The organism is Bradyrhizobium sp. IC3123, assembly GCF_020193625.1.
GTDB classification, from domain to species: domain Bacteria; phylum Pseudomonadota; class Alphaproteobacteria; order Rhizobiales; family Xanthobacteraceae; genus Bradyrhizobium; species Bradyrhizobium yuanmingense.
The window spans coordinates 104,332-121,049 of the sequence record NZ_JADYVF010000004.1; the positions used below are offsets into that span (position 1 = coordinate 104,332).

Sequence of the window (16,718 nt, forward strand, 5' to 3'; positions counted from 1 at the left end):
GGGCTTTTACGGCTCATTGGCGAATTTCAGCCGTCCGGCCGACTTCAGGGTATGGGCATCGAAGGTGCGGATCTCGATGATTCCGCCGAGATCCAGCGTCACTACGAGGCGGTCGCCGGCGACCCCGGTCGAGACGATTCTGGCGCCCTTGGGCAGGGTGGCAGTGACATCGCTTGCCGCTTCGACCGCCCTTCCCTCAGACTTGAAAAGGCGGTAGCCCACCGCGATCAGCACGGCGCAGAACGCCAGCGCCGTGGTCAACCCCGCGATCAGCATCATCCGCCGCACCCGCGCGAACAGCGCGGCCTGCTCGGGGGTCGGTTCGGGAACAGCGGTATCAGACGTCGTCATGGAAAGCCCTGGGTCAGCGCAAAGGTTGGAGGTTGTGGTCGAAGGCTCCGAGGGCTCGGCCCGGCTCGACCGCGTGCTGGCGGCGCGCCTGCCGGAGCTGTCGCGATCGAGGCTGAAAGCCCTGATCCTGGCGGGCGCAGTGCACCTGAAGGCCTCCGCGGTCCGCGACCCCGCTTATCACGTCGCATCCGGCGATACGATCATAATCGACGTGCCGGAAGCGGCGCCCGCCGAGCCCAAGGGGGAGGACATCGCCCTCGATATCGTGTTCGAGGACGACGACATCGTCGTCCTCAACAAGCCCAAGGGCCTCGTCGTGCACCCCGCGGCCGGCCACGAGACCGGCACCTTGGTGAATGCGCTGATCGCCCATTGCGGCGCCTCGCTCTCCGGCATCGGCGGAGTGCGCCGGCCCGGGATCGTGCACCGGCTCGACAAGGACACGACGGGGCTAATGGTGGTTGCCAAGAACGATCTCGCCCACGCTTCATTGACGGCGCAATTCGCCGATCACGGCCGCACCGGCGCGATGCGGCGCGGCTACATGGCATTCGCCTGGGGCGTGCCGAACTGGCACCGCGGCACCGTCGATGCGCCGATCGACCGGCATCCGCATGCACGCGAGAAGATGGCCGTGCGCCAGGGTGGCCGCGAGGCGGTGACGCATTGGGAAATCCTGGAGAGCTTTCATGGACGCGACGGCAAGGGCGTCGCCGCCCTGCTCGCCTGCGAGCTCGAGACCGGCCGCACCCATCAGATCCGCGTCCATCTCGCCCATATCGGCCACCCGCTGATGGGCGATGCCGTCTATGGCCCGCATTTCAAGACCAAGGCCAACCAGCTCGGCCCCGAGTCGCAGGCAGCTTTGGCGGCGCTGGGGCGGCAGGCCTTACATGCTTACCTGCTGGTATTGGAGCACCCGAGGACGGGAGAATTACTGCACTGGGAGGCGCCTTTGCCGGAGGATTTGCTTCTCCTGGAACGTGCGCTCAAGGCGGCGCTATGACGCAGGCCGCTTCAGAAAGCCTTTACATTACAAAAAGTTATAGCTGCCACACGGGGACGTGACGTCAGCAATCCTTCCCTTTTTGACCCCCGATGGGGTATATTGCGTCTGCGTTGAAATGACCAACGCGGAACATCGCAGCTACGGCCGGCTTTAACACAGCGGTCGTCTGCCTGGCCCGCCGCTATCGGGGGCCTGAACCTTTTGGAGGGCGCACTATGGCCCGTACCGCTGCTTTGCCGGTCCTCAATGGAGAATCCGGCCTTTCTCGCTACCTCGCCGAGATCCGCAAATTCCCGATGCTGGAACCGCAGGAGGAGTACATGCTCGCCAAGCGTTGGCGTGAGCATGACGATCGCGACGCGGCACACCAACTCGTCACCAGCCATCTCCGCCTCGTGGCCAAGATCGCCATGGGCTATCGCGGCTACGGCCTGCCGATCTCCGAGGTCGTCTCGGAAGGCAATGTCGGCCTGATGCAGGCGGTGAAGCGATTCGAACCCGAGAAGGGATTCCGTCTCGCCACCTACGCCATGTGGTGGATCAAGGCGTCGATTCAAGAGTACATCCTCCGTTCGTGGTCGCTCGTGAAGATGGGCACCACCGCGAACCAGAAGAAGCTGTTCTTCAACCTGCGCAAGGCGAAGAGCAAGATCAACGCGCTGGACGAAGGCGATCTCCGCCCCGACCAGGTCAAGTTGATCGCCAAGCGCCTCGGCGTCACCGATCAGGACGTGATCGACATGAACCGCCGCCTCGGCGGCGATGCGTCACTCAACGCACCGATCCGCGACGATGGCGAAGCCGGCGAATGGCAGGACTGGCTGGTCGACAACACGCCCAACCAGGAAGCCATGATGGCGGAGCACGAGGAGTATGATCACCGCCGTGACGCGCTGAACGGCGCCATGGGCGTGCTCAACCCGCGCGAACGCCGCATCTTCGAGGCCCGCCGCCTCGCCGATGAGCCGATGACGCTGGAAGACCTTGCTGCCGAGTTCGGCGTGTCGCGCGAGCGCGTCCGCCAGATCGAGGTCCGCGCCTTCGAGAAGGTGCAGTCCGCGGTCAAGGGCACGATCGCAAAGGCCGAACAGGCCGCGCTGGAAGCCGCGCATTAAGCGCGGCGGCTCAGCGCCAGAGATTGGCGGATCGAAAGAGACGAAAAGCCGGCGGCAACGCCGGCTTTTTTGTTGGTGTGATGCGAACTGCGCCCGATAGCGGTGCGTGTGGGCACACCGCCTACTCCCCCCATTGCCTTGCCATCGTCGCGAGCGTGCAGCCTTCGCAATAGCGGGCGTCCTTGTAGTCGATCCAGTTGTGCGCGTAGACCCGCTCGAGCGGGATGTCGTAGCGCGCGCGCAGCACTTTCACGAGGATCCTCCACGCCGCGACCTGTGCCTCGGTCGGCCCCGCCGTCACGTCGGGATAATTGCCGGCGAACTCGACGCCGATCGAATTGTCGCGCACCACCTGGCGGTAGGTCGGACGGTTGTCGATGTACTTGTTGTCGTTGCGGTTGGCGCCGTCGCCGTGGGTCGGCACGAGGTTCTCGGCGACCGCCCAATAGACCGTGCCGTCGGTCTCGACCCAGACCGTGACGCCGCGCCGCGTCGGGTTCTTCGCCTGCGCCTGCGCGCCGCCGCGGGCCGAGCCCGCCGGTCCCTCGGTCTGGTGCACGATGATGTTGCGCCAGGATCTTGCGCTAGCGAGGTCGCCCCACGGCGCCAGCCAGACGATCTTCAAGCCGGGGATGTCGGGCGTGCCGGAGGCGCGCGCGAGCCTGGCGAGCTCGGCATCCGTGGCCGCTGCGGGGACGATCGGAAGGAGAGCGGCCAACACGGCCGCGAGCAGGCGAAATATCATCATGCAGGGTCCAATGCGACCCAAGCCTAACAGGCTTTACGCGAATGTCCTCACCGTCCCGACAGACTCGGGCGATAACGGCGGGGTGGGGTCATAGACCGCAAAATCGTTCTTGCCGTTCTTCTTGGCGGCATAGAGGGCATGGTCGGCATTGGCCATCAGGCGGTCCGGGAATTCCCCGATGCCGCGATCCCACTCCGCAACCCCGATCGAGATCGCGATCGGAATGTCGCGGCCGCTGCAGCTGACGGCATCCTGCCGGCAGACCTCAAGCACGCGGCGGGCGATCGCGGCAGCCTCGCGCAGCGACGAGGACGGCAGCACGATGCAGAACTCGTCGCCACCGGTGCGGGCGAGCATGTCGCCGGGCCGCAGGCGCGTCTGCGCCATCAGGGTGAAGTGCTTGAGGCAGGCATCGCCGGCGGCATGGCCATGGGTGTCGTTGATGGTCTTGAAGCCGTCGAGGTCGATCAGCAGCAGCGAGAACGGCTCACCGCTGCGCCCCGAACGGGCGCATTCCTCGGTCAGGCGCTGCAAGAGATGCCGCCGGTTGGCAACGCCGGTGAGATCGTCGAGCAACGCGAGGTCGGCAACCTCGCCCCGCAACCGGTCCATCGCCATCAGCAGGAAACCGAAATTGAGCGTCATCGACAGGAACAGCAGCCCGAGCACCATGATCGCATGGGCCTGGCCGCCGGCGCGCGCCGAGAGATCGTAGCCGAGCAGATTGCCCACGGTGCGCACGAGCAGGATCGCGATGATGCTGAGGATGACGATGCCGGACAGCTTGGCGCCCGGACTGACGCGGCCTTCCGGCGACAACAACAGACGCAGCGCCAGCACCAGCGGCAGGGCCTGACCGAACGTGTAGCTCAGCATGCGCAATTGCATGTGCTCGAATCCGACCATGAAGAGCACGACGCCGACAAGGCTCAAGCACCCTGTCGCGGTCATCAGGCGCCACGAGACCGGCCGGTCGTAGAAGCGCTGAATTCCCATGGCGGCAAGGCAGCTCGCAGCGATGACACCGCCGGCGCCGAGCAGCAGCGGCAGGGGAGAGGCGACGAACAGACGGATCAAGGCCGTCATCGCGCCGGCGGCACCGACGAAGGCCGATGCCATCCAGAACCGCGCAGCCGCGAAATTCGGATAGGAACGCGTCACGTAGGCCCAGATCACGCCGAGCGCCAGGAAGTTGACGACGAAGACCGTCCACAATGTCGGTACGTTCAGCATGACGCGTACAGCACGCGCAGCGTCCCGCCCCCCGATCCCGGCAGCCGTCCGTCCATGACCCATCCCCGTTTTCTTGCGGAAGACAATGCGATGGTTGCGCTTAATGGAGTCTCACTGCGGCTCGCGAAAACGCGCCCTTGGTTTTGGATTCATGAACGGCACGCGGCTATTGCCGGATCATTAAGGCTGTCGCGCCCGATGGCCTGACGCGTGGAGCGGATTCGCGCCAAAAATCACCCGAAAGTGCATCTGAGCTGTGGATAACAGGATGACACGGATGTGACGACGCGGGGCAGCCGGCTCCGAATCTGCTGAGTTTGTCGTCGAGGATGTTGCGAGGCTGGCCCTCCGCCGAGCACCCTCGTGTCGCGTTCCACCATTAACCCTTGAGAGGATACTATGGCTAAGAAAGCGAAGAAGGCGGCGAAGAAGAAGGCGAAAAAGGCCAAGAAGGCGAAGAAGAAGTAACGAGGCTTCTGTTTCTTTGCCCGGGTGGAGTGAGCTCCGCCCGGGCGTCGGGTCGATCGAAGGTGGCGGGCGCAAGGCCCGCTTTTTTATTGTGCGAGAGTTCGAAGTGTACCCGCTCTAACAGCGTCATGGCCGGGCTTGTCCCGGCCATCCACGCCTTGCCGCACAGTCCGAAGAGCGTGGATGCCCGGGACAAGCCCCGGCATGACGAGACCTTTCGAGAGGTAACGAAGAAGCTACCTTTCCGACAATGCCAGCTTGGCGCCGAGCGCGGCGAAGCCGGCGGCGAAGGAGCGGCGCAGCCAGGCCATGACGGCCGGGCGGGAGATGACGCGCTCGCGCACCGCGGCGGCGCAGAGGCCGTAGAGGACGAACACCGCGAAGGTCATCACCATGAAGGCGCCGCTCAATTCCAGCATGCGCGCCAGCACATGGGCCTCGTCCGCCGCGACGAATTGCGGCAGGAAGGCGAGGAAGAAGATCGACAGTTTTGGATTGAGGATGTTGATCAGGAAGCCGGTGACGATGACGCGGCTGCTCGACCGCTCGCGGATGTCGCCGCCAACCGCCAGCGCCCCGGTCTCGCGCAGCGCCTGCCAGGACATGTAGAGCAGATAGGCGACGCCGCACCATTTCAGCGCGGCGAAGGCGAGCGCGCTGGTGTGGAGCACGGCGGCAAGACCGAGCATCGCCGCCGCCATGTGCGGCACGATGCCGAGCGTGCAGCCGAAGGCGGCCGCCACGCTGGCGCGCGAACCGCGGGTCAGCGCCGAAGCGAGCGTGTAGAGCACGCCGGTGCCGGGGGAAGCGACGACGATGAGCGAGGTGAGCAGGAAGGACCAGGTCATGGGCCGACCTTATCACCGCAGCGCGCTGCGAGAAAGCGGGCGCGTCAGGACAGCTGAGCGATCTCGGCCTCGCGCAGCACGTCGAGCGGCGCCCAGGGCTTGGCCCAGAACTTGGCGCCGTCGGGCAGGGCCTGCTTCAAGGGCCGGCCCGAGGTGACGACGACGTCGAGCTTCGGATTGCGGTCCTTGGCGACATGCGCGAGCTCGACGCCGTTCATGCGGCCGGCCAGCTGGACGTCGGTCAGCATCAGACAGAGCGCGCCGGCGTTCTTGTCGAGCACGCGCTCGGCGGCCTCGGCGCTTTCGCACTGGATGACCTCGTAGCCGCTCTCCTCCAGGAGGACGCAAAGCATCTCCCGCTGCATGGCGTCGTCTTCAACGATCAGCGCTGTCGCGCGTAATGGCGTCGCTTGTCCCATCGGCGGCTCCCAATGCATGCCCTCATAACGGATGTTAAAAACCCAGGCGGACGTGGGTTCGGTTTCATTTCAAAAAAAAGTAATTCATAGTTCCATCATCGGGGACTTGACGGGGGAACTCATGACGACGATTCGGGGCGCCGCCGCCATCACGGGAGCCGCGAGCGGCATCGGCCGGGCGCTGGCGATCGAGTTCGCGCAACGCGGCTGCGACCTCGCACTGGCCGATCGCGACGAGGGTGGATTGAAGGCGCTCGCGGCGGAGATCGGAACAACGCGCAAGGTCAGCCTGCACCGCGTCGACGTCGGCGAGGCCGGCGACATCGCGCAGTTCGCGAGCGAGGCCATCGCCGCGCATCCTTCCCTCGGCATCGTCGTCAACAATGCCGGCGTTGCGCTGATGGGCACATTCGAAGAGATCGACCAGGCCCAGATGGACTGGCTGTTCGACATCAATTTCTGGGGCGTGGTGCACGGCACACGCGCCTTCCTGCCGCACCTGAAGACGATGAGCGAGGCCCACATCGTCAACCTCTCCTCGATCTTCGGCATCATCGCCCCGCCGGGCCAATCGGCCTATGCCGCGGCGAAGTTCGCAGTGCGCGGCTTCTCGGAGAGCGTGCGGCACGAGCTCAGCGTCGCGGGCAGCTCGGTGAAGATGTCGGTCGTGCATCCCGGCGGCATCGCCACCGCGATCGCGCGCAACGCCCGCACCGGCGTCGGCGTCACCGACAATGCCCGCCGCGCGCAATCGATCGAACGGTTCGAGAACGCGGCGAAGACCTCGCCGAAGGACGCGGCACTGCGCATCATCAGGGGCATCGAGCGGAACGAGCCGCGCATCCTGATCGGCAACGACGCCCGCTTCATGGACCTGCTGCAGCGCTTCCGCCCGGGAACCTATTGGGCGCCGCTGCAGCGGCGGCTGGAGAAGATGGCGAAGGGGATAGAAAAGTAGCCAGGAGCGCAACGTCCTCCACACCCACCGCTGTCATTCCCCGCGAAGGCGGGGAATCCAGTACGCCGTGGCTTCTCGGCTCTAGCCGCGCCGTCTCTGGAATACTGGATCACCCGCCTTCGCGGGTGATGACACCGATGATGTGGTCACTGCCCCATCAGCCGATCGGCGAAATAGCCGATGGTCTTGCGGTACACCACCGCCCTGTTCCACTCGCGCATCGCCTCGAAGTTCGGCGTTCCCTCGCCATAAGGCTGGCCCATCTTGAAGCCGCTCGTGTGCAGGAGGTTCGCGGTCGAGGCGAGCACGTCGGGGATGCTGTGGCGGAGATCGACATGGCCGTCGCCGTCGAAATCGACGCCGTACTTGATGTAGGACGATGGCAGGAACTGGGTCTGGCCGATCTCGCCGGCATAGGCGCCGATCATGTCGCGCAGCTGCAGGTCGCCGCGCTGCACGATCTTGAGCGCGGCGAGCAGCTCGCCCTGGAACAGATCGGTGCGGCGGCAATCATGCGCGAGCGTCGCCAGCGTGCGGACCACCGGCAGCTTGCCGGTGTCGCCCTTGCCGAAATCGCTCTCCAGCCCCCAGATCGCGACCAGGATATAGCGGGGCACGCCGAACTTCTGCTCGATGCGCGACAGCAGCGCGGCATGCCGCTGCAGCATCGCGCGCCCGCCATTGACGCGGCCGGGGCCGACCCGGGTCGAGACGTACTGCTCGAAGGTCTTGTTGAAGGTGTAGCGCTGGCGCCGGTCGAAGGCGAGAACCGCAGGGTCGGGCGTCACGCCGCCGAGCGCCGCATTGGTCACGCCAGCCGAGACGCCGGCGGCCTGAGCCTCCTGCGCCATGCTGGCGACAAAACTGTTGAAGTCGCCGCCGCAGCGGGCGGCCTGCGCCGACCCGCCGGCCAGAGACACGACAAAGGCGGCAGCGAGAAGCAGTCTCAGCATGTGGAGCAATCCCCCAAGAATCCCAGCGCGAAGCAGCGCTGAGGATCATGCCCGGGAACGCCACGAGCGTCAAAGCGCAAGGCTCGAAGACAAGGCTCGAAGCAAGGCTTGATCCGCATCAAACCGTCTCACGCCATGCTTTCTAGACTGGACCGAGCAGGAGAGCCGCACATGACCGGAATTACCTTGACCGCCGAGCAGATCCGCAATGCGCCCGCCCCGGTGCGGCAATGGATCGAGCAGGAGGTGATCGCCGCGCTCGGCCTTGCGCCACGGACGCCGGCGGCCACGCCGCCGCAAGTCCCCCACCTCGTCGCCTGCAGCGTGGAAGACATGGCCGGCGTGCTCGAGCACATCCGCGGCGTGCTTCCGGCCGTGAACGTACTGTTCGAGCTCGGCCGCCCCGGTATCAGCTTCGGCCGCCCCGCGGTGATGACGTTCCGCCTGATGGACCTCCTGCATCACACGCGCCTTTCGGACGTCAGCGAGGTCATGACGTGTCTCGAGATGATCAACCAGGCGCTAACCGAGGTGAAGAAGGACGCTTCCGTGCGGTTCTGCGGCTTCGACAATGAGGGCCATTGCCTGATCGCGCCGCAGACGCAACAGAGCATCGCGACGTTGTGGCAGACCATGATGGAGCGACAGCAGGCCGCGCGCGCCGCGCCGGCGGCGTGAGGGGAACGTCATCGCCATGCCCAATCGCCAGCAGCCTCCATCAACCCGCTCGCTCCTCCGCATCCCGCTATTTCGCCTGCTCGCCATCAATCTCGCGATCGGCGCCTGCGCCGCCGTGCTATTGGTCGGCGGCCTGCTCTGGCTCAATCCCGGGCATCTGCGCGAGCTGATCTTCGCCGACCGCGCACCTGCCATTGCGCTCGTGCTGCTGCTCGCTTCCTTCCTCATCACCTTCGGCTCGGCCGCGATGGGCAGCGCGATCATGGCGCAGGGACGCAAGGAGCGTAGCGATAAAGGCGGCGGACGGGGATTGCGGCTCGCCGTGCAGGAGGTGGTGCACCGCCGGCGAGATTGAGGCGCGCAGCGCGAAGCGTGCGCGGCGGCGCCGAAACAAAACCGCAAAAACAACCCCATGCACAGTAGAAGTCTTGATGTGATCTTTGCGATTTTTCCATGGTGCCAACATCGCAAGACTCCAGACGCTGACGCCCGCGCGCTCTCGTTGCCTTCCGAGAGCGCAGCAAGATGAACAAAGTACTTCGAGAATCCAAAGCATCTGATTTTCGAAATTGTGGGAAATCGCGATATCCATTAGCTGCATATCTGATGCGCCTGCTGCGACATCGTCGCGCGACGATTTACCTTGCCATCGCGGCGCGCCTTCTATAGCCTTCTATTTTAGGTTGTCGCCCTGCCAGCCCCGGGCGACGCTGAAAAGATAAACGGCGGGCTTCGGCCCGCCGTTTATTGAAGGGCGTGGCGACGATCGCGAAGGTCACAATCCCGAAAGTCATTTGACTGCGGCGTCCTGATCGAGGACAAGCCGCCATGGCCAAAAAACCCGGAACCAACCCCAAAGGCGAATTCGCCTTCTTCAACGTCGTCTACGAAGACGATTCCCAACGCTCCAACCGCCGCGTCCCTTCCGAACTGCTCGGCGGCCTCGACGGCGACGAACCCGCCCGCAACTTCATCATGGAACAGGACCGCGAGATCGCGGAAAAGAGCGGCCGCCCGGCGCTGGAGATCAAGCGGATCGAGCGGGTGGGAGCGAAGAAGAAGTAGGCGGGCACAGCGGGGCGTTCACCAGCGCCCGCTCCATTTATTCCAGGCAAATAGCAGATCGGCAAACCGGTCATAGGCAAACCGCGTGATCGGCAGCGCCACGCGATTGCCGAACAGCACCGCAAGCCACCCCTGCCCCGGCGTCAACCGCCACAGCGCAATCGCGACATCAGCGCCGACGACGAGCCGCCCGGCCTCATCCGTCGCGTGTAGGCGCCGCCTGATGTCGTCGAGCGAAGCGCCAAAGTGCGCCAGTGCATCAGGCTGCTCGTTGATGTCCCTGAACTCGACGGTGCCCGCGCGCACCAGCGCCAGCAGCTTGTTGCGCTGCCAGTCAATGCCGGCGTCGCAGACGGGGCAGCGGGTGTTGTAGTAGACGGTGAGGTGGGGTGGCATCAATGAGCCTTTCTCGCGGAATTATAGTCCGAGAGAAAGCCAGATAAACGCCTTCGGCTGAAGCTGCCGATACAAAGGCACAAAGAAGGACGACCCGACCTCGGCCCGCCGAATTGCGCGGCAGCCTCGACGGCGGCGAGCCGCGCGCAACCTCATTGGGAGCAGGATCGAGAGTCGCGTAAAAGAGTGGGAGGTCGGCGCTGGAGATCGAGCGGATTGAAAGGAGGCGAAGAAGAAGCAGGGTTCGGCCCTATCCCCGTCATTGCGAGCGCAGCGAAGCAATCCAGAGATGCGTCTGTGGGGATGGGCGGCAGAGCAGACCTGATTTGCTCAACTTGAGTTCTTCGCATTGTGCCCCCGAAGCGGACATGATGCAGCGAATGACAACTCGACTATCGAGCCCTCCATTGCTCGCGGAATTGCCCGGGCGTCACGCCTGCAACCCGGCGGAATGCACGGGTAAAATGGGCGGGATCTGCGTAGCCCGAAGCAAACGCAATCTCGATGATCTTGGAATCCGTATCTCGCAAAAGCTTTCTGGCATTCTCAAACCTCACGGTATCCAACAGCCGCGAATATGTCATCCCGGCGCGAGATAGCTTGCGTTGAAGGCTGCGTGCGCTGACCCCCGCCATCTCCGCGACTTCCGCCAGCGCCGGAGGCCGCTCGTCCATGTAGGATGGCAGCATCAGCTTAAGTGCGTGGATAAAGTCAAAGTTCGAATGTTCGACAAAGTCGCTCTTCGGATGAGAAGGAGCTTGCTTCAATCTGTTAGGAAGGCCCAGCAATGAAACAGGTACGTCGATCCACGAAGCTTCTTGACCAGACAGGAATTGAGACGTCGGCCAGAAAGACCGACATGCCGGACCCGGCGTGTACCGCGCCTCAAAGGCGATAGTTGCCGGAGCCCAGTCCGGTCCGGCGAATTGGCGGACGATGTAAATCGGGAAAACGTTCTGAAGCCATTGTGAATGCTCGAGATGCTGAAGTCCGGCAGTGCCGGCTAGCTTGCTGCAATAGCGAACATGGTCGCCGTGGCGCTCGACCCAGTTGCTCAAGTTTGAATCTTCGAGCGAAGCTAATCTACAGGCCTGGTGCAGCGCGACGAGCAAACCCTCGATAGCACAGCGCATGCGCTCAGAATTAGCGGGCGCACATTACAGCGTCATCTAGAACGCATGGGCACAAGCCACAGCAAGATCCTCGACGAAGTCCGATTGGAGATTGCGTGCCGCCTGCTGGCCGATACGAGTAAGCGCTTGTCGGATATTGCAGAATTTCTAGGATACACGAACGCGAGCAGCTTCAGCCGCGCTTTCGTGCGTTTGATGAAAATTCAACCCATCGTTTATCGGCGGCAGCAACGCGGCCGCAAGCATGATCGGTCGCTCGTCCGCCGACGTTCTCACCCCACCAACCCGTTGAATGATTCCTGACGATTGGCGCGAAATGGCAAGACGCGCCGCGTGATTTGGCGCGAAATGCAGAGATGCCGCCGCCACTAGCGACGCTCTTGTCGCTTCCGAATTGCTCACGTGCTGTTCGAGGAAGAACGACCAGCCTGCAAAGGAGAGGACCATCATGACAATCCGCGTTGCCTTGATCGCGGTCTGCGCCGCTGGCTTAGTGGCAATTCCGCACAAGCTTCTTGCTCAATCTCCGGCCGAACCCAAGCCGCACATTCCGCTCGAGAAATCGATTGGTCAGGCTAAGCCGGAAGTGGTCCCATCGCTATTTGTCCTCAACTCGCGCGGGGTGAGCCTGAAGGAGGGTAAGCTGGTGCTGAGTGCGATTTCTCCGAATGCGATCGTGTTTGCCGACCGACCGGTTCGTGCCGCCGGGCATGATCTGACCTCCCGGATTATCGAGGACTGGGGCAATGGCAGCGACAACTTCGCTAAAGACCCGCCCAACGCCACGGTGTCAGGATTCAAGAAAGACGGATCGTCGGTGTTGGATGCCGTCGTCGTGTTGAAATCCCCCAAGCTTGAGGGTGATAAGCTGACTTTCGACGTCGATCTCCTCGAAGGTGATCTCGCCGGGGCGGACGGGCCGGCATCTGTCTTTATCGATATCATTGGCCGTCCGTTGACGCCGTTGTCTTTCGCCGGCGTCGCTCGCCGCACCGCCTGGCGCGGAGCGTTCTACCGCGGCGCTGCCGTGGCAGGAGCCGCTGCTGTGGCCGGGGCTGCGGCGTATCCCTATTACTCACCGCGCTGCGGCTACTACCCCTATCCGCCCTGCTATTGAGCCGTTCGCCCGAGTGGCTTCGTTACAAAGGCGTGAACTGCGAATCCACGTGACTGGTTTTCTATAGGAAGGAGATTAGCGATGAACATCACCCGTCGATCCCTTGCATTTGGCGGAATGGGGCTGCTCGCGGGAGCCGCCGCCACACGACCGGCTCTTGCCCAGGATTCATTTTTCGGAGTGGGACAAGGCCTGGAGGATTTCTGGCTGGCCAGCGACGCCTACATCTTTGGCTACCCGCTGGTGACGATGGAGATGACCCGGCGGATCATCACGAATGTCGCCGAGTCCGTCGGCACGCGCGGTCCGATGGGACACATCATCAAGCTGCGCCAGTATCCCGACGCCACCTTCAGGGATGTGACGGCACCGAATGCCGACACCTTGTACACGACATCCTTCTTCGACGTCGGAAAGGAGCCCTGGATACTCAGCATTCCGGACATGAAGGGCCGCTATTTCCTGATGCCGATGCTGGACGGCTGGACCACCGTGTTTCACGTGCCAGGTAAGCGCACCACCGGCACCGGGGCGCAGACCTACGCGATCACGGGGCCGGGTTGGAAGGGCACGCTGCCGGCGGGTGTCAAGGAGTACAAGTCGGCCACCAATATCGTGTGGCTGCTCGGCCGCATCTATTGCACCGGCACGGCGGACGATTACGCTGCGGTGCACAAGTTGCAAGACGAATGCAAGCTCGTTCCGCTCAGCGCTTATGGCAAAGCCTACACGCCCGCCCCCGGGAAGGTGGATCCAACAATCGATATGAAGACGGCGGTCCGCGAGCAGGTCAATCGCATGGACGCGGTCTCATACTTCAAGCTGCTTTGCGAACTCATGAAGACTAATCCGCCATACGCCGCGGACGCGCCTCAACTTGCGAAGTTTGCCCGCATCGGCATCGTCCCAGGGCAGGATTTTGATGAGAGTAAGCTGAAGGCAGATTTTCTGAGACGCCTGCCGGAGGTGTCGTTCGACCGGATCATGCTTCAGTTCAAAATCAACAAGGCCATCAAAGACGAGAATGGGTTCGCGTTCACGACCAAGACCGGCATCTACGGCACCGACTATTTGATGCGGGCTTTGGTAACCGCGATCGGGCTTGGTGCCAACCGGCCGCAGGATGCCGTCTATCCGACCTCGCAAAAAGACGCCGACGGTCACAAGTACAGCGGCGCGAACAAGTACGTGATGCGATTTCCGAAAGGTCACTTGCCTCCAGCGGAGGGATTCTGGTCGCTTACGATGTACGACAGCGGCTAAGCGGCCACGCTGCTATTTTGTGATCCGCCGGGTTGATGCGACAGTTCTGGTCGGCGCTATCGGCGATATTGAGAACGTCAGCCAAGTGTTCCAGCCAGCCGGCCGATTCTCCGCAGCGAACTCGCCATATCCCTTCAGATTCAAATACCCCTGCATATCGCCTACCGGAAATAGAAAGCCAATCTGCGGACCAACTGCGAAGACTCGGGACCGAAAGCCGCCTAGGGCGGGATGCTGGCCAAAGTCATCAGTTATCTGCTGATAGGCATAGCCAGTTCGACTCCTTCTCTTTGCCGGGAGAGTCCTTCTGGATGTACAGATCAGTTGATCCGTCCGGATTCTCCTTCAAGTCTTCCCGAGCGCTGACGGAGTACCTGTTGAGCGGGTTCTTCACGAAGAAATAGCCGATCTCGCCGACACACCATGGGTCGGTCGAACGTCTCACGTGAACATATCGAACTGAGCTGGTTATCTGCGTAGCCTCGAACCTTCCACCTGCTGAACAAAGCTGGCGTGAAGGTAGTCCAGAAGATCTACCTGCATCGAAATCCCGCACTTTGAAGAAGGAAAGTCGCCCCCCGGACCGGCACTTCCGCTTTCGGCCCATCTCGGAAGTCGGGCACCGTCCGCACTTTCGTTGCTGTTGGAATGGAATCGGACATGGGTAGGGCAATCGCCTGGTGGATTGCTTCGTCGCAAGCGCTCCTCGCAATGACGGGGCGAGAGCCGGGTCAAAGAAAAACGGCGGGCTGTTGGCCCGCCGTTTTCGTTCTGATTGAAATCGGATCAATTATCCAAAAAGCTCCGCAGCTTCCGGCTCCTTGACGGATGCTTCAGCTTCCGCAGCGCCTTCGCCTCGATCTGGCGGATACGCTCGCGCGTCACCGAGAACTGCTGACCCACCTCTTCCAGCGTGTGATCGGTGTTCATGCCGATGCCGAAGCGCATGCGCAGCACGCGCTCTTCGCGCGGAGTGAGAGAGGCGAGGACGCGCGTGGTGGTCTCGCGCAGGTTGGACTGGATCGCGGCGTCGATGGGCAGGATCGCGTTCTTGTCCTCGATGAAATCGCCGAGATGTGAATCCTCTTCGTCACCGACGGGCGTCTCCAGCGACAGCGGCTCCTTGGCGATCTTGAGGACCTTGCGCACCTTCTCCAAGGGCATGCCGAGCTTTTCGGCGAGCTCCTCCGGGGTCGGCTCGCGGCCGATCTCGTTGAGCATCTGGCGGGACGTGCGCACGATCTTGTTGATCGTCTCGATCATGTGCACGGGGATGCGGATGGTGCGCGCTTGGTCCGCGATCGAGCGGGTGATCGCCTGCCGAATCCACCAGGTGGCGTAGGTCGAGAACTTGTAGCCGCGGCGGTACTCGAACTTGTCGACCGCCTTCATCAGGCCGATGTTGCCTTCCTGGATCAGGTCGAGGAACTGCAGGCCGCGGTTGGTGTACTTCTTGGCGATCGAGATCACGAGGCGGAGGTTGGCTTCCACCATCTCCTTCTTGGCCTGGCGGGCCTCGCGCTCACCCTTCTGCACGGAGTGAACGATCTTGCGGAACTCGACGATCTCGAGGCCGGTCAGCGCGGCGAGCTGATGCACCTCGTGGCGGAGGTCCTTGATGCGGTCCTTCTCGTGGTGGACGAAGTTCTTCCAGCCCTTGGCCGACAGCTTCGAGACGCGGTTGAGCCAGCGCGGATCGAGCTCCGAGCCGGTGTAGTTGCGCAGAAAATCCTCGCGGGCGACACCGTGGCTGTCGGCAAGGCGCATCAGGCGGCCCTCATGCGAGACGAGGCGCTTGTTGATGTCGTAGAGCTGCTCGACGAGGCTATCGATGCGGGCCTGGTTGAGGCGCAGCGACTTCACCTCGACGATGATCTCGTCCTTCAGCTTCTTGTACTTGCGCTCCTGGTGCGGCGAGAGCGACTCGTTCTGGAGCTGGTTCTGGATGTCCTGCTCCTGAAGCTTGCGCAGCTTCTTGTAGCTGTCGGCGATGCGATCGAAGATCTCGACCACCTTCGGCTTGAGCTCGGCCTCGATCGCCGCGAGCGACATCTGGTTCTCGAACTCGTCGTCGTCCATGTCGGACTCGGCGGCGGCCTCGCCCGGATCCTTCTCCTCGCCCTCGGGGGCGGCCGCAGGCGCGGCGCGGAACGGCGTCGGCGACGGGGGCGCGGCAGGCGGCGCGACATGCGCGGGCGCAGCGGCGGACGCGGTGGCTTCGCCGCCCTCGGCCGAGGCTTCGCCGCCCTCGCCATTGGGTCCTGCGATCATCGCGGCGTTCATGCCGCCCTTGGCATCCGGGCCGGCATAGGTGGCTTCGAGATCGATGATGTCGCGGAGGAAGATCTTGCCCTCGTTGAGCTCGTCGCGCCAGATGATGATGGCCTGGAAGGTCAGCGGGCTTTCGCAGAGGCCCGCGATCATCGCCTCGCGGCCGGCCTCGATGCGCTTCGCAATCGCGATTTCGCCCTCGCGCGAGAGCAGCTCGACCGTGCCCATCTCGCGCAGATACATGCGCACGGGATCGTCGGTGCGCTCGCCCGGCTCGCTCTTCTTGACCTCGGTGACGGCCTTCTGAGTGACCTCGACGAGCTCGTTATCCGTCTCGTCGTCGCCCTCGTCCTTCTCTTCCTCGCCTTCGGTGTCGTCGGCTTCGGTGACGTTGATGCCCATGTCCGAGAGCATCGACATGATGTCCTCGATCTGTTCGGGCGAGGTCTGGTCGGACGGCAAGACTTCGTTGAGCTGATCGAAGGTCACGAAGCCGCGCTTCTTGGCCTGCTTGATCATCTTCTTCACGGCGGCGTCGGACAGGTCGAGCAAGGGCGAGGGCGCGTCCTGGGAATCCTTCTCCGGCGCATCCGCTGCCTTGTCGTCTTTTTCCTTGTCCTTCGCCTGCAGCGTCTTTGCCTTGGTGGCCATCCATTGCTCCTAAACGCGCTTCATGCGAGACGCGCCGCGCCT

The 16,718-nt window shown here is 63.2% G+C and carries 17 protein-coding genes and 3 pseudogenes; 9 read left to right on the forward strand and 11 right to left on the reverse strand.

Translation table 11 applies throughout. From position 1 onward, the window contains the following. Positions 1 to 6: 6 nt before the first annotated feature. On the reverse strand, positions 7 to 351 hold the full coding sequence (locus I6F20_RS14725; RefSeq protein WP_036009606.1) for a hypothetical protein: 345 nt from the start codon (positions 349 to 351) through the stop codon (positions 7 to 9). Here I6F20_RS14725 and I6F20_RS14730 point away from each other — a divergent pair. Further along, a complete protein-coding gene (locus I6F20_RS14730) occupies positions 350 to 1,357 on the forward strand; it encodes an RluA family pseudouridine synthase (RefSeq protein WP_225126739.1) in 1,008 nt (335 codons plus the stop codon). The two genes, I6F20_RS14725 and I6F20_RS14730, sit on opposite strands and share 2 nt — an antisense overlap. A gap of 218 nt (positions 1,358 to 1,575) precedes the next feature. Continuing rightward, positions 1,576 to 2,475, forward strand: a complete 900-nt coding sequence (rpoH, locus tag I6F20_RS14735) for an RNA polymerase sigma factor RpoH (protein ID WP_036009602.1) — start codon at positions 1,576 to 1,578, stop codon at positions 2,473 to 2,475. Between the two features lie 121 nt (positions 2,476 to 2,596). On the opposite strand, the gene I6F20_RS14740 is transcribed toward rpoH, so the two are convergent. The 4 genes from I6F20_RS14740 to I6F20_RS14755 all read right to left on the reverse strand — a co-directional run bounded on the left by I6F20_RS14740 (position 2,597) and on the right by I6F20_RS14755 (position 6,191). Next, entirely contained in the window at positions 2,597 to 3,223 is a 627-nt protein-coding gene (locus I6F20_RS14740) for a peptidoglycan recognition protein family protein (protein WP_225126740.1), read from the reverse strand. 33 nt (positions 3,224 to 3,256) lie between these two features. Beyond that, positions 3,257 to 4,456 (reverse strand): GGDEF domain-containing protein, encoded by a 1,200-nt coding sequence (locus I6F20_RS14745; protein WP_225126742.1) that lies wholly within the window; start codon positions 4,454 to 4,456, stop codon positions 3,257 to 3,259. Between the two features lie 704 nt (positions 4,457 to 5,160). Beyond that, complete coding sequence (locus I6F20_RS14750) at positions 5,161 to 5,772, reverse strand: LysE family translocator (RefSeq protein WP_225126744.1); 612 nt, start codon at positions 5,770 to 5,772, stop codon at positions 5,161 to 5,163. 44 nt (positions 5,773 to 5,816) lie between these two features. Continuing rightward, the gene (locus I6F20_RS14755) at positions 5,817 to 6,191 is read right to left on the reverse strand and encodes a response regulator (RefSeq protein WP_225126746.1); all 375 of its coding nucleotides are present in this window, start codon (positions 6,189 to 6,191) and stop codon (positions 5,817 to 5,819) included. Between the two features lie 121 nt (positions 6,192 to 6,312). Here I6F20_RS14755 and I6F20_RS14760 point away from each other — a divergent pair, with 121 nt between their 5' ends. After that, positions 6,313 to 7,149: an SDR family NAD(P)-dependent oxidoreductase gene (locus I6F20_RS14760; protein ID WP_225126748.1), complete on the forward strand. Its 837-nt coding sequence runs from the start codon at positions 6,313 to 6,315 to the stop codon at positions 7,147 to 7,149. Positions 7,150 to 7,295: 146 nt separating this feature from the next. Here I6F20_RS14760 and I6F20_RS14765 read toward each other — a convergent pair whose 3' ends face one another. Beyond that, positions 7,296 to 8,102 (reverse strand): lytic murein transglycosylase, encoded by an 807-nt coding sequence (locus tag I6F20_RS14765; protein ID WP_036030385.1) that lies wholly within the window; start codon positions 8,100 to 8,102, stop codon positions 7,296 to 7,298. A gap of 171 nt (positions 8,103 to 8,273) precedes the next feature. Between I6F20_RS14765 and I6F20_RS14770 the strand changes: the two genes are divergently transcribed. The 3 genes from I6F20_RS14770 to I6F20_RS14780 all read left to right on the forward strand — a co-directional run bounded on the left by I6F20_RS14770 (position 8,274) and on the right by I6F20_RS14780 (position 9,845). Further along, positions 8,274 to 8,780 (forward strand): hypothetical protein, encoded by a 507-nt coding sequence (locus tag I6F20_RS14770; protein ID WP_225126750.1) that lies wholly within the window; start codon positions 8,274 to 8,276, stop codon positions 8,778 to 8,780. 16 nt (positions 8,781 to 8,796) lie between these two features. Further along, positions 8,797 to 9,135, forward strand: coding sequence for a hypothetical protein (locus tag I6F20_RS14775; RefSeq protein WP_225126752.1), 339 nt, complete (start codon positions 8,797 to 8,799; stop codon positions 9,133 to 9,135). A 473-nt stretch (positions 9,136 to 9,608) separates the two neighbouring features. Next, the gene (locus tag I6F20_RS14780) at positions 9,609 to 9,845 is read left to right on the forward strand and encodes a hypothetical protein (RefSeq protein WP_036009587.1); all 237 of its coding nucleotides are present in this window, start codon (positions 9,609 to 9,611) and stop codon (positions 9,843 to 9,845) included. A gap of 18 nt (positions 9,846 to 9,863) precedes the next feature. Here I6F20_RS14780 and I6F20_RS14785 read toward each other — a convergent pair whose 3' ends face one another. Further along, a complete protein-coding gene (locus I6F20_RS14785) occupies positions 9,864 to 10,241 on the reverse strand; it encodes a thiol-disulfide oxidoreductase DCC family protein (RefSeq protein WP_036009586.1) in 378 nt (125 codons plus the stop codon). A 392-nt stretch (positions 10,242 to 10,633) separates the two neighbouring features. Next, positions 10,634 to 11,299 carry a helix-turn-helix transcriptional regulator gene (locus I6F20_RS14790; RefSeq protein ID WP_225126754.1) on the reverse strand — a complete coding sequence of 222 codons (666 nt, stop codon included), beginning with the start codon at positions 11,297 to 11,299 and terminating at the stop codon, positions 10,634 to 10,636. A 120-nt stretch (positions 11,300 to 11,419) separates the two neighbouring features. On the opposite strand from I6F20_RS14790, the gene I6F20_RS14795 reads away from it, so the two are divergent. The 3 genes and pseudogenes from I6F20_RS14795 to I6F20_RS14805 all read left to right on the forward strand — a co-directional run. Beyond that, a complete protein-coding gene (locus I6F20_RS14795; RefSeq protein ID WP_244429400.1) occupies positions 11,420 to 11,677 on the forward strand; it encodes a helix-turn-helix domain-containing protein in 258 nt (85 codons plus the stop codon). Positions 11,678 to 11,840: 163 nt separating this feature from the next. Further along, positions 11,841 to 12,491: a hypothetical protein gene (locus I6F20_RS14800; RefSeq protein WP_370058632.1), complete on the forward strand. Its 651-nt coding sequence runs from the start codon at positions 11,841 to 11,843 to the stop codon at positions 12,489 to 12,491. A gap of 81 nt (positions 12,492 to 12,572) precedes the next feature. After that, positions 12,573 to 13,745 (forward strand): annotated as a pseudogene (locus I6F20_RS14805) (DUF1254 domain-containing protein); the annotation flags it as partial. Positions 13,746 to 13,766: 21 nt separating this feature from the next. Here the strand turns inward: I6F20_RS14805 and I6F20_RS14810 are convergent. The 3 genes and pseudogenes from I6F20_RS14810 to rpoD form a co-directional block, all read right to left on the reverse strand. After that, positions 13,767 to 14,027, reverse strand: a pseudogene (locus I6F20_RS14810) (transporter); the annotation flags it as partial. Beyond that, positions 14,023 to 14,157 (reverse strand): annotated as a pseudogene (locus tag I6F20_RS14815) (DUF1214 domain-containing protein); the annotation flags it as partial. The pseudogenes I6F20_RS14810 and I6F20_RS14815, both read right to left, overlap by 5 nt. Positions 14,158 to 14,540: 383 nt before the next feature. Beyond that, on the reverse strand, positions 14,541 to 16,676 hold the full coding sequence (rpoD, locus tag I6F20_RS14820; protein ID WP_036009578.1) for an RNA polymerase sigma factor RpoD: 2,136 nt from the start codon (positions 16,674 to 16,676) through the stop codon (positions 14,541 to 14,543). Positions 16,677 to 16,718: the final 42 nt, after the last annotated feature.